Origin of the sequence: Paenibacillus montanisoli (assembly GCF_003268025.1) — a bacterium.
GTDB classification, from domain to species: Bacteria; Bacillota; Bacilli; order Paenibacillales; family Paenibacillaceae; genus Paenibacillus_Z; species Paenibacillus_Z montanisoli.
Map to the genome: position 1 here is coordinate 1,117,296 of NZ_QLUW01000001.1, position 12,419 is coordinate 1,129,714.

The 12,419-nt window shown below is 54.8% G+C and carries 11 protein-coding genes; 10 read left to right on the forward strand and 1 reads right to left on the reverse strand.

The genetic code is table 11. The annotated features are described in order from the left end of the window. Nucleotides 1-96: 96 nt before the first annotated feature. From DL346_RS04860 to DL346_RS04890, 7 genes are all read left to right on the forward strand, one after another. Nucleotides 97-2,550, forward strand: coding sequence for a GH116 family glycosyl-hydrolase (locus tag DL346_RS04860; RefSeq protein ID WP_112880914.1), 2,454 nt, complete (start codon nt 97-99; stop codon nt 2,548-2,550). 14 nt (nt 2,551-2,564) lie between these two features. After that, the gene (locus tag DL346_RS04865; RefSeq protein ID WP_112880915.1) at nt 2,565-3,410 is read left to right on the forward strand and encodes a nucleotidyltransferase domain-containing protein; all 846 of its coding nucleotides are present in this window, start codon (nt 2,565-2,567) and stop codon (nt 3,408-3,410) included. 156 nt (nt 3,411-3,566) lie between these two features. Next, complete coding sequence (locus tag DL346_RS04870; RefSeq protein WP_112880916.1) at nt 3,567-3,881, forward strand: ArsR/SmtB family transcription factor; 315 nt, start codon at nt 3,567-3,569, stop codon at nt 3,879-3,881. A gap of 16 nt (nt 3,882-3,897) precedes the next feature. After that, nucleotides 3,898-5,070 carry a chromate transporter gene (locus tag DL346_RS04875; protein ID WP_112880917.1) on the forward strand — a complete coding sequence of 391 codons (1,173 nt, stop codon included), beginning with the start codon at nt 3,898-3,900 and terminating at the stop codon, nt 5,068-5,070. 200 nt (nt 5,071-5,270) lie between these two features. Next, nucleotides 5,271-7,016 (forward strand): chitobiase/beta-hexosaminidase C-terminal domain-containing protein, encoded by a 1,746-nt coding sequence (locus tag DL346_RS04880; protein ID WP_112880918.1) that lies wholly within the window; start codon nt 5,271-5,273, stop codon nt 7,014-7,016. Nucleotides 7,017-7,169: 153 nt separating this feature from the next. Then, nucleotides 7,170-7,832 carry an NAD-dependent epimerase/dehydratase family protein gene (locus DL346_RS04885; RefSeq protein WP_112880919.1) on the forward strand — a complete coding sequence of 221 codons (663 nt, stop codon included), beginning with the start codon at nt 7,170-7,172 and terminating at the stop codon, nt 7,830-7,832. A gap of 114 nt (nt 7,833-7,946) precedes the next feature. Beyond that, the gene (locus DL346_RS04890) at nt 7,947-8,720 is read left to right on the forward strand and encodes a phospholipase D-like domain-containing protein (protein WP_112880920.1); all 774 of its coding nucleotides are present in this window, start codon (nt 7,947-7,949) and stop codon (nt 8,718-8,720) included. A 55-nt stretch (nt 8,721-8,775) separates the two neighbouring features. Here the strand turns inward: DL346_RS04890 and DL346_RS04895 are convergent, their stop codons facing one another. Further along, complete coding sequence (locus DL346_RS04895; protein ID WP_240633031.1) at nt 8,776-9,585, reverse strand: helix-turn-helix domain-containing protein; 810 nt, start codon at nt 9,583-9,585, stop codon at nt 8,776-8,778. 154 nt (nt 9,586-9,739) lie between these two features. On the opposite strand from DL346_RS04895, the gene DL346_RS04900 reads away from it, so the two are divergent. The 3 genes from DL346_RS04900 (at nt 9,740) to DL346_RS04910 (ending at nt 12,371) form a co-directional block, all read left to right on the forward strand. Beyond that, a complete protein-coding gene (locus tag DL346_RS04900; protein ID WP_112880921.1) occupies nt 9,740-10,549 on the forward strand; it encodes a phytanoyl-CoA dioxygenase family protein in 810 nt (269 codons plus the stop codon). Nucleotides 10,550-10,721: 172 nt separating this feature from the next. Further along, on the forward strand, nt 10,722-11,468 hold the full coding sequence (locus DL346_RS04905) for a phytanoyl-CoA dioxygenase family protein (protein ID WP_112880922.1): 747 nt from the start codon (nt 10,722-10,724) through the stop codon (nt 11,466-11,468). A gap of 51 nt (nt 11,469-11,519) precedes the next feature. Further along, the gene (locus DL346_RS04910) at nt 11,520-12,371 is read left to right on the forward strand and encodes a helix-turn-helix domain-containing protein (protein ID WP_112880923.1); all 852 of its coding nucleotides are present in this window, start codon (nt 11,520-11,522) and stop codon (nt 12,369-12,371) included. The last annotated feature ends 48 nt before the right edge of the window (nt 12,372-12,419 follow it).

Below are 12,419 nucleotides of genomic sequence, written 5' to 3' on the forward strand. Positions count from 1 at the left end.
CGTGAACGTACTGGGATTTTTGCGACGTTATCACTTGGGAAATGAAACTTGAACGAAACTTGAACCACCTACAAAACGGCAAGGGGTGTTGGGGACATGGTTTATACGAAGGAGCAATTATTCGATTCATCGGGTCAGCGCACATATCCGGGCGAAGCGACGGAAGCGCTGTTCGTGCTTGGCGGCATCGGCACGGGCAATATTTCGATCGGCAGCCGCGGCGAGTTCAGAGATTGGGAGATTTTCAACAAGCCGGGCAAAGGCAGTCTAATGCCGAACACCCATTTCGCGATTTGGGCGAAGCCGGAAGGAGGCAAGCCGGTCACGAAGGTGCTGGAGTCGCGCCTCAACCTGCCGCACAGCAAATCGCACGGCTACCATCCGGTCACCGGCGCCGGACTGCCGCGCCTTGAGAAATCGACGATGCGCGGGGAATATCCGCTCGTTTGGGTCGATTTTGAGGACAAGGAGCTGCCTGTTCAAGTCACGCTCGAGGCGTTTACGCCTTTCATTCCGCTGAACGTGGACGATTCCGGCATTCCGGGCGCATATTTGACCTATCAGGTGACCAATACGTCGGATAAGCCGGTTGACGTGACGATCGCGGGCTCGCTCATGAATCCGATCGGAGGCCTAGGCTATGATTCGTTCGGCAACCTGGACGTGCGCAATGCCGGCGGCAACCGCAACGAATTCCGCCAAGCGGGCAGCTTTAGCGGCCTGCAATTCTCTTCGGATGCATTCAGTGAAGGCGATTTGAACTATGGCAGCATGTCCCTCGTGACGACGAATCCGAAGGTCACCTGCAAGCGGGCTTGGCTGCGCGGCGCATGGTATGATTTTCTGCAGGAGTTCTGGGATGACCTTGCGGAAGACGGGCGGCTGAACGATCTTGGCTACGATACTCCTTCCGAGAAGAACCGCACCGACACCGGCTCGCTTGGCGTATATGAAACGTTGGCGCCGGGCGAGACGAAGTTGTTCGCGTTCGTGATGACGTGGCATTTCCCGAACCGGATCAACGGCTGGAACGAGCATATTTGCGTGAAGGAAGAGGGACGCGAAATTACGCGAAACTACTATGCCTGCCAGTTTGACAGCTCCTGGTCAGTTGCGGATTATCTTGTTGGCGAGCGGGAGCGTTTGACGCAGGAGACGAAAAAGTTCCACAGCGCCTTGTTCGGCGGTACGCTTCCGTCGGTTGTCGTTGATGCTATAGCGAGCAATATCACCGTGCTTCGGAGTACGACTTGCTTCCGGCATATTAACGGCCGGTTCTACGGCTACGAAGGCTGCTTCGACCAAGCCGGCTGCTGCGACGGCAGCTGCACGCACGTATGGAACTACGCGCAAACGCTCGCCTTCCTCTTCCCTGAGCTGGAGCAAAACATGCGCAGAACGGAGTTTCTGACCGAGGTGACTGCGGATGGCAAAATGAACTTCCGCGCCTTCCAGATGTTCGGAGCGCAATGGAACTGGCAGGGCCAGTCTGCGCCTGCGGCTGCGGACGGACAAATGGGAACGATTATGCGCGCCTACCGGGAGTGGAAGCTGACAGGCGACGATGATTTTCTGCGCGAGCTGTGGCCTGCCATCAAGAACACGCTTAATTACGCTCCGATTCATTGGGACACGGACGGCGACCTCGTGCTGGACGGCGTACAGCACAATACGTACGACATTGAATTTTATGGACCGAATCCTCTGACCGGCGTGTTCTTCTTAGGGGCGCTGCGGGCTGCGACGGAAATGGCTGCGTATCTCGGCGAAGAGGAGACGGCGAAGAAATATACGGCGGCGTTCGAAACGAGCTCGAAGCGGCTGGATGAGCTGACGTGGAACGGCGAGTACTACGTGCAGCGGCTGGAGGATGTGGACGCGTACAAGTATCAGCATGGGTTAGGCTGCTTGTCCGATCAGCTGCTCGGCCAGCAGCTGGCGCATTTGTACGGACTCGGCTACTTGCTGCCGAAGGAGCGGGTGCAAAGCACGATCCATGCGGTGTTCAAGCATAATTTCAAGACGGACTTCTACAATCACGTGAACTGTCAGAGGACGTATGCGCTGGGCGACGAAAAGGGCTTGGTGCTCTGCTCGTGGCCGAATGGCGGCCGTCCGAAGCTTCCGTTCGTCTATTCCGATGAAGTTTGGACGGGCATCGAGTATCATGTGGCGACGCATCTGATCTATGAAGGCTTTATTGAAGAAGGGCTGACGATCGTAAAAGCGGTGCGCGACCGCCAGGACGGCTACCGCCGGAGCCCGTGGAATGAGGTCGAATGCGGCCATCACTATGCAAGGTCGATGTCCAGCTGGGGATTGCTGATCGCGCTCAGCGGCTTCGAATTCGATATGGCCCGCGGCGAAATGAAATTCGCGCCGGTCGTGAATGCCGATGATTATACCGGCTTCTGGAGCACGGGCCGCGCTTGGGGCACGTACAGCCAGAAGCGAGATGCGAGTGGCGAGTTTGCCGTCGACGTGAAGGTGCTGTACGGCGATGCTTCCGGCGTGAAGGTCCATGCATGCGGGAAAGAGTTTACCCTATAAAGAGGTGATCGCGCATGACCGGCATCGAACAATTGCTTGAGACGATCGTTGAACGATTGAAGCCCGTTCAAGGGATCGAAGGCATCGTCCTTGGCGGTTCGCGTGCAATCGGGACGCATACGGCCGAATCGGATGTGGATATCGGCATCTACTATGCCGCGGAGAAGACGATCGACATTGCCGCGCTTGCCGCGGCTGCAACAGAGCTGGATGATTCCGGGCGTGAGGAGCTCGTTACGCCGATCGGCGGCTGGGGGCCATGGATCAATGGGGGCGGGTGGCTTCGGATCGGAGGTCTGGCCGTCGACTTCCTGTATCGCGAGCTTGATAAAGTGACCGAAGTGGCGCAGGCTTGCCGAAGCGGCAGCATTTCCGTCCATTATCAGCCGGGTCACCCGCATGCGTTTTGCAGTCCGATCTACATTGGGGAAGCGGCCTTGTGCAAGACGCTGTGGGACCCGAACGGCCGGGTTGCCGCGATGAAGGGCCTTTGCGCGGCCTACCCGGATGCGCTGCAGCGGGCCGTCATCTCCACATTCATGTGGGAGGCCGGCTTCTCGCTCGCCAATGCGCATAAGGGCGTGAAGCGCGGCGATGTATCTTATGTTTCCGGCCACTTGTTCCGTGCGGTGAGCTGTATGACGCAAGTGTTGTTCGCGTTGAACCGCACCTACCTGCTGAACGAGAAGGGCGCCGTCGCTTCATGCGACAAGTTCGCTCGCGGTCCGGCCAACTTTGCGGTACGCGTGTCGCGGAGTTATGCGATGCTTTCGCCTGAGCGAAGCGCGTTGAAAGCCGCAGTCGGGGAGTTGGAGGCGTTGGCGCAGGAGACAGAGCGACTCATAGCCGATGTAGGATAGGAAATCCGGGCAGGGGGAACCCTGCCCGGATTTTTACTTGACCATTTACAAAAAATTAAACCAAAATCCGTTGATTATATAATTGAATCATTATATATTAATGAACAAGATTTTGACTGCATGAGGAATGATAGAACCTGGAAGGAGGCTTTGAACGTGGACCAAATTCAAGAGATGTCTGATCAATTTAAGATGCTCGGAGATAAAACCCGGCTTACTATACTTGCCATGCTCAAGGAAGGGGCGCTTTGCGTATGCGATCTTGTCGGTTTCCTGGAGACATCGCAGCCTAATGTCAGTCAACATCTTCGGAAATTAAAAGATGCCGGGCTTGTACATGAAACGAGAAAGGGACAGTGGATCTACTATTCCCTTCAGATCGAAGATAAACCTTACATCGGAACGATTCTAGATCACCTCCCGTCTCTTAGAGAGAATATTGACAGCATAAAGAATAACTGCTGCGAGTAAATTGGAGGTTTAACCTATGAAAGTTTCATCGATCTGGGAGGTTCTCCGCGTATCCGCGAAATTAGGTCTGACTTCATTCGGAGGTCCGATCGCCCACCTGGGTTATTTCCATGACGAATATATTCGGCGCCGGAAATGGATGGATGATAAGAGCTACGCCGATTTTGTGGCGCTATGTCAGTTTCTGCCTGGACCTGCAAGCAGTCAAGTCGGAATCGGAATAGGCATTGTACGTGCCGGAATCGTTGGCGGGATCATTGCTTGGCTCGGTTTTACGCTGCCTTCTGTCATTGTCTTAGTTCTTTTTGCGCTCTTAATGCAAGGATTCGATCTTGCTCATGCAGGTTGGATTCATGGACTGAAAATCGTTGCCGTAGCTATCGTAGCCCACGCCATATTGGGAATGGGGCAAAAGCTTACGCCCGACAAGGAGCGGATTACGATTGCGGCTGCCGCTGCGACGCTCACGCTATTATGGCCTGCCGCATATACCCAGGTGATGATCATTCTAGCCGCCGGCTTGGTTGGGCTTTGGCGATATAAGAGGAATCCGGTTATTGGGGGTCAGACGATTCAGATCTCCGTCGGCAAGCCTTTTGCCCTCACCTGTCTTAGTCTGTTTTTTGGCCTCCTGCTTGCGCTGCCGCTCCTAAGACAATGGGTGAATAACGATTGGATCGCATTATTCGACGGTTTTTACCGCTCGGGGTCGCTGGTGTTTGGCGGCGGACATGTCGTGCTCCCTATGTTGGAGCGCGAGGTTGTGCCGACTGGTTGGGTCAGTCCGGCAGATTTCTTGGCGGGATACGGGGCAGCGCAAGCTGTACCTGGTCCATTATTTACGTTTGCGGGGTATCTCGGCGCATTGTCTCACGGAATTGCAGGGGCTGTTGTTGCGACCGTCGCGATCTTTTTGCCGGCGTTTCTCTTAGTAGCGGGCGTACTGCCGTTTTGGAACGGGCTTCGCGGCAGTTCAAAAGTTCAAGGAGCTTTGGTTGGGATTAACGCCGCGGTCGTCGGTATTTTGCTGGCTGCTTTCTACGATCCGTTATGGACGACGGCCATTCTGGCTCCCGCGGATTTTGCCTTAGCTGTCCTGTTATTCATCATGCTTGTTTTTTGGAAACTCCCGCCTTGGGTCGTCGTTGCTGCAGGTGCTGTTGGCGGAGTAATAATCGGATTGCTATAAAGTAAGGGTCGGTTGGAATACGGTTTTCCAACTTGCCCTTTACACATTTCTTGCCCACGAATTATAATGATAGTTACAGTGTGTATCACAGGACTGTCCTATTTAAAATGAAGGCATCAGCCTGTTTCAAGGCAATGGTGAAAGAAGGTACATGAGCGTTTCTGTATCCGTTTTCAAAATTGCGAAGGAGGTCAAACGCGATGAGACCGAGCAAATCAAAGCTCAGCTTGCTGCTGATCATGATTTCCATCATGTGCTTCTCGAGCATCGTCTACGCGGCACCCGATCCGACCACACCTGTTACGCCTCAGCAAACAACTCCGCCGATGAATACCCGCGCTTCGAAACCGGTTCCTACCTTTCCTAACGGGACGACGGTCACGCTCGGTACGAAGATCTCGCTCCAAACCTCCACGCAAGGCGGGAAAATCCACTACACAACGGACGGCGCCGATCCCACCCTGTCCAGCTCCTCCGGCCGCATCGTTGCGGTTGAAGGCGAGCCGGGAGAGACCTTCGTCATCAAAGCGGTCACCATTAAAGCGGGCTTGCAAACAAGCGAGACGGCCGTTCTCACCTACCCGATTTCCACCAAGCTGGCGCCGCCGTCGGCAAACGTTCCCAGCGGTTCGACCGTGAAGAGGGGAAGCTCCATTTCGATCGCCTCTCGCGTCCCATTTGCAAATACGGAATATACGTTGGACGGAAGCATCCCCGATTTTTCAACCAGCAGACGCGACAGCTCTAACATCTTGCTGAAGCAAGTTCACGGTGCCGTCGTTACGATCAAAGCCGTGACCCATTACGGACCATTCTACAAAGACGATAAAAAAATCGAAGCGTTCAGCGACGTCGCGACCTTCACTTACACCATTGACGGTACTTCGCCGACACCGAGAGCGAACTATCCGACAGGTACGATGCTAGCGAACGCTACCATTGTCGAGCTGCTCGATGACGGCACCTTCAACGAAGATTACTACTACACGACGGACGGCTCGATACCGACGGCAAGCAGCACCAAAGGCCGCTTCATAAAGGTCTCGGGAGCACTGGGGCAGAAGGTAACGGTCAAAGCGATTTCCAAAAATCGGGGAGCCGGCTGGATTGCGAGCCCGGTTTCCGCCTTCGAGTATACGATCGGTACGCCGGTTGCCGATCCGACCGCCGAATTGATCGACGAGCTGCTGACGCAAACGACCGCTACGGTGCGACTGCACAGCGATACGCCGGGCGCTTCGATTCATTTCCGAGCCTTTAAGGATCGGCCGGGGTTTGTCTATACTTCCGCTGAAATGATCGGCACGTCAGGCACGTTCGAGCGTCAGCCTTACGATCAGCTCTATATCGAAGCTTACGCGGAGAAGGAAGGCAGGGCTCGCAGCCGTACGAAAATCTTCTATTTCAACCTCCCAGGCCAGCTGGAGCAGCCGGTTGCCGATACGGCAAGCGGCACGGTAGTGCCGAATAACGGCACCATGAAGCTGAGCAGCGCGGAGCCGGGAGCAGCGATTCACTATACGACAGACGGGTCGGAGCCGACGCGAAGCAGTCCAATCGCCGTAAACGGCGAGGTGAAAATGACCGGTGCCCCGGGAACGCTATTCCTCGTCAGAGCCATCGCGGTGAAGAACGGGAAGATGCCCAGCTTCGTTGCGGCCTTTGAGTACATTTTGCAGCAGCAGGTAAGGCCGCCGACGCCGAGTCTGCCAAGCGGCTCAGCGGTGGTAGACGGCACGAGGCTGCAGCTTCAGCCGCAGACGCTAGGCTCGAATGTCTACTTCACGACGGACGGGTCGACGCCAACGACCGACAGCCTTAGCGGCGGCAGCGTCGTCATTACCGGAAAGCCGGGCAGCACGTTCACGGTGAAGGCACTCGCCGTCCAGGATGGGAAGGTGGACAGCGGCGTAGCGATATTCACCTATACGCTGCGGGAACCGTAAACCGGTCCTCTCGAAGCCCAGGCCTCTGATTGCATTCAGAGGTCTTTTTCTTATGTCGGGCGCGCGCTGAAGTCGACTTTTCAGATGCAGGCAAATTTGCTATCGTGGGAGAATGAACCATGAAGAACGCGTTATGCGGAAGGTGGATTTTACATGAACGTACTTTTATTCGGCGCAACCGGAATGGTTGGGCAAAGCGTCCTTCGGGAATGTTTGCTAGATCCTCTAGTGGCGAAGGTCACCGGCGTCGGCCGCAGCATCACCGGACAGCAGCATGCGAAGCTGCATGAAATCAAGCATATCGATTTGTTGGATCTTTCCGCCATTGAAGATCAGCTAACGGGCTTTGACGCTTGTTTCTTCTGCCTTGGCATTTCCTCAGCCGGCATGAGCGAGGCGCGATATACGGCGATCACTTACGATCTTACGCTTAGTATCGCAAAGGTGTTGGCGAGGTTGAATCCGCAAATGACGTTCATTTATGTGACAGGCAGCGGCACCGACAGCACGGAGCGCGGGCGCAGCATGTGGGCGCGCGTGAAAGGGAAGACGGAGAACGACTTGCTGAAGCTGCCTTTTAAAGCGGCTTATATGTTCAGGCCAGGCGCGATCTTGCCGAAGAACGGGGTTCGTTCGAAGACGAAGCTGTACCAAGCGATCTACGACGTCATGAGGCCGTTCTTTCCGCTGCTGGAGCGAGGCTTCAAAAATTCGGTCACGACCTCCGATAAGCTCGGACGAGCCATGATTAAAGTCGCGCGGCAAGGCTACCATACTCCGCTGATAGAAAGCAGCGATATCAATAAGCTTGGGTAATAGCTGAGGAAATTAGGAATCGATCCTCCCAATATCCTGCAGCTGTTTCCGACGCTTGGCTGAGTTTTGCCGCTTCGTGGTAAACTAGGAAGAAAAGCACGGGGAGATATCAGCATGAAAGCGATCAACTATGCCTTATCGGTCCTTCTTGTTGTCTTTAGCGCGACGGCATGTTCCATCTATGCCTCTCCTTCATCGCAGACGACGGCCGTGAAAGACATCGAAGCGGAATGGGCGTTTACGCAGGATGGCGGCCATCCTGATCAGCTTCTAATCCGTATTATTAACGGTGCCGAAACCACGCTCGATATTGCCATCTACAGCCTAACGAAGCCGGACATCGTCGATGCGATCAAGAAGGCGAAGAAGCGGGGCGTGAAGGTACGCCTTATTACGGACCGTACGCAAGCTAGAGGCAAGACGCAGAAGGAAGCGCTCAAGCTGCTGGGCAGCGCCGGCATTCCGATGAAGGTAAACAAACACAGCGGGCTGATGCATTTGAAAATGACGATTGCGGACGGCGAGAACGCGACTACGGGCTCGTTCAATTATTCGAAATCGGCAAGCACGGACAACGATGAGGTGTTGATGGTGCTGCGAAACAGCGAGGTCGCCAAGTCGTTCGCCGAGCAATTTCAAGCGATGTGGGACGATACGGAAGGCTTTGAGGCGATTACGCCGATCATTGCCGAGGATGCGCTGAAGGTGAACGGGACGGCAGACGGAACGGAAGCATCGGATGCGCCGGTCGCAGCGCAGCCGGATGGAGTCATTTATCGCAGCTGCGCGGAAGTGAAGGCGGCGGGCAAGGCGCCGCTGCGTAAAAGCGATCCCGGCTACAGCACCAAGCTCGATGGCGACAAGGACGGCATTGCCTGCGAGCGTTAAATGCAAGTCGACAAGGGCGGTGTCCGGTCTGATCCGGATACCGCCCTCGATCCGTTCATTGCCCGCGATGCTTGTAGGCGCGCGGGTTCACGCCATGCCGCTTGCGAAACTGATTGGCGAAGTGGTTGTAATTCTGAAAGCCGACATCGAGCGCGACCTCGGAGGCTTGGCGGTCGGTGTGCTCAAGCAGCAGCGCGGCTTGGTGGATGCGCATGTCGTTTAGCGAGTCGACAATCGACGAGCCGGTCGATTCTTTGTACAAATGAGAAAGCCTTGACGGCGACAAGCCGACCGCCTTGGCGAGCTCATCGATCCGGATCGGATCCTGCATGCGCGAGGAGAGCAGATGCCGGATTTCCTCGATGCGCGGATCGACCTGCCTCGACAGCCGCTGCGCGAGCAACAGCAGAATCTCCCGCATCGTATTCTCGCACAGCTCGTTCCAATAAGCGCTCCGTTCGATCGAATCGGAGACCAGGCGGCTGAACGACTGGAAGATCCGCTGCCTCGCTACGTTGCTGTCGGTCGAATGAATGAGCAGCTTCGCGTTCGGGAGCAAGCTCGTTTCCATGAACCGCGACGTGAAATGCGCCCAGAGGAAGTGCCAGCTGCTTCCCTTGCGGGTACCGTATTGATGGGGCACGCCGGGCTGCATCAGCGTCACGTCGCCGGTCTGGCAGAATCGTTCCTCTCCGTCGATTAGAAAATACCCGTCACCTGCAAGCGTATAGGTGATCAACCAATCGCTCATTCCCTCCAGACGTTTGACGGTGTATTGTTCCGGCTCATGGAAATGACCCGCTATGACGATGTTTCCGCCTTGTTGCTTTACATAGGAGGGCAGATCCCTGCCTTTCATGCTCATGCCTGACACGCTCCCGATTCCATCTCATTTGCATACCATTATAGCAGGATTGTAGGAGTAATTAGCAACATTCTTACTTCACGGGCAGCATCGAATTACCTACAATAAAGGTATTCCTAGAGTAGAATCAACAAGTATGGTAGGAGGAAGCGATATGCCACAAACGCTGCGTGTTCTCACGGAAGAACAGAAGATGCAATTCGATACGGAAGGGTATCTCATCGTGAAGGGTCTGTTCTCGCCTTCGAATATAGAAGAAATCGTCGAGACCTTTGACAAGATGAGCTATGAAACGATTCCAGGCTATTTCGAGCCCAATCTAGAGGCTGACGGAAGCGATCCGCTGCAGCGTTATCCGCGCGTCATGCATCCGCATCGCTTCAACGATACGTCCATGAAATACATGCTGCATCAGCCGGTTATGGAAATTCTTGCCGACCTGTACGGTGAAGAAGCCTACGCGGCGCAAAGCATGTTCTACTACAAGCCGCCGGGCTCGCGCGGCCAAGCGCTGCACCAGGATAATTTCTATTTGCAGGTTGAGCCGGGCAACTGCATTGCCGCTTGGACGGCCATTGATGAAGCGTACGAGGATAACGGCGGCTTGCTCGTCGTGCCGAAAACCCATGAACACGAAATTTCTTGTCCGGACAAAGCCGATACGAATGAGTCTTTCACGACTCATTACGTGAAGCCGCCGAAGGACGGCGTCGTCAAGCCGGTCATTATGGATAAAGGCGACGTGCTGTTCTTCAACGGCAATCTGATTCACGGTTCGTACCGGAATAAGACGAAGGACCAATTCCGCCGGGCGTTTATTTGCCATTATGCCAACTCTTCGGCTGCCAAGATCAACATGCATTACAATCCGCTTTTTAAATCCGACGGCACGGAAGTCATTTTGGAGGGCAACCCGGATGGCGGCCCGTGCGGCGTCGAGACGACCGAATTTTTCTATCATTAGTAACTGCAAGAAGAGCCGCGCTGCCTTTTGGCAATGCGGCTCTTTTGTGACACCCGAAGATATGCATAGTTTTTCGGTAAAGATGCGAAGCTAAATGGCAATCGCTTAAGCCATAATAAGAGCATACCGAAAACCACGAAATTACGAATGATAATGCTTAGGAGGCGCCGTCATGTCGAACATCGCAAACGGTCGATTAACACAGTCAGAAGTGGATTTTTACAATAAAAACGGATATACGCTGTATAAGAAACAGCTGTTCAGCGCGGAGAAGCAAGCGGAGCTATCGGCCATTTTCGAGGAGCAGTGGGAGTTGGTCGGCCGCCGCTTGAACAGCGAGCTTGACACGCCTCACTTCCGGGACGAGCGCCTGCTGAAGTTCTTGCTCAGCGACGAGGTGCTGGATTTGGTCGAGCCGATCATCGGGCCCAACATTGGCTTGTGGTCGAGCCACTTCATCTGCAAGGAGCCGCTCATTGGCAAAAAGACGCCTTGGCATGAAGATTCCGCGTATTGGAACGGCCGCTTGTCCCGTTACGACAAGATCGCAACGGTATGGCTGGCGATTGACCGCAGCTGGAAGGAAAACGGCTGCATGCGCGTCATTCCGGGCACGCACAATAACGGCTTCTCGGATTACGAGAATATCGATACCGACGATACGATCTTCACGACGCAGATCAAAAACATCGACGAATCCGATGCGGTCTACTTCGAACTGGAGCCTGGCGAGTGCTCGATTCACGATTCGCGGATCATTCACGGCGCAACGCCAAACAAGAGCCCGTACCGCCGCTGCGGATACACGATGCGTTATTTCTCGACGGAAGCGCGCGTCATCCCGGAGAAGAACGCCAATCATAAAATTTGGCTGGCCCGCGGTAAAGATATAGCAGGAAGCAACTTCGTTAACGTATAATACGCATAATTAGTGAATACAAATTCCGCAGCAGGCGAAAGGTGAAGTGAGATGAGCGTCTATAAAGGTCCGGAACGATTATTAAATGACAGCTATATGACATTGTCCGCTCCCTTCCGTTTGTTCAAGCATTCCATAGACGGACTGATCGACACGCATTGGCACGAGTTTTTCGAAATGGGCTTCGTCGTGTCGGGCAGCGGCACGCATGTGCTTAACGGCGTCCCTTCGCGGTTGACGAGAGGCTCGGCCTTTCTGCTGACGCCGGCTGACTTTCACAGCTTGAAGTCAGATCCAGGGGAGACGCTGCAGCTGTACGATTTTATCTTCAAGGAGCAATTCATTCGCGAGCCGCTCTTCGAGCTCCTCTTCGGCCAGAACACCGAGCACGCGTATTGGTATTTAGGCGATGAGATCGAAACGATCGAGCGCGAGTATGAGCGAATTTGGGATGAAACGCTGCACTGGCAAGCGGGAAGCGATCTGCTCATCCAGGGCAGCGTGGAGAGGCTGCTCATTGACCTGTCCCGCAAATGCAAGGGGACGGGGCAAGCGGCTCAGGCGTCGACGCCGGATTTGATGCAGCCGGTTCAATCGTCCGTGCGCAAAGCGCTCATCTACATCCAGCATCACTTCCGTGAAGCGATTCCGCTTGAGGAAGTAGCGTCTTACTGCGGACTGTCCGCCAACTATTTCAGCGAGTGTTTCCGCAAAGGAACAGGCACTACCTTCCAAAGCTATGTACAGGAGCTTCGCTTGCAGTTTGCCAAGTCGCTGCTCAAGACGACGCAGCTGCCGGTCACGGAGATTTGTTTCGCTTCCGGTTTCAATACGCTTCCGCATTTCGAGCGGGCGTTCAAGAAAAGGTTCGGTTTGCCGCCTAGACTGTTCCGCAAGCAATAATTTCACATGAAGAAGGTTCCACCCGGCCCGGCGCGTGCCCCCAGCAGC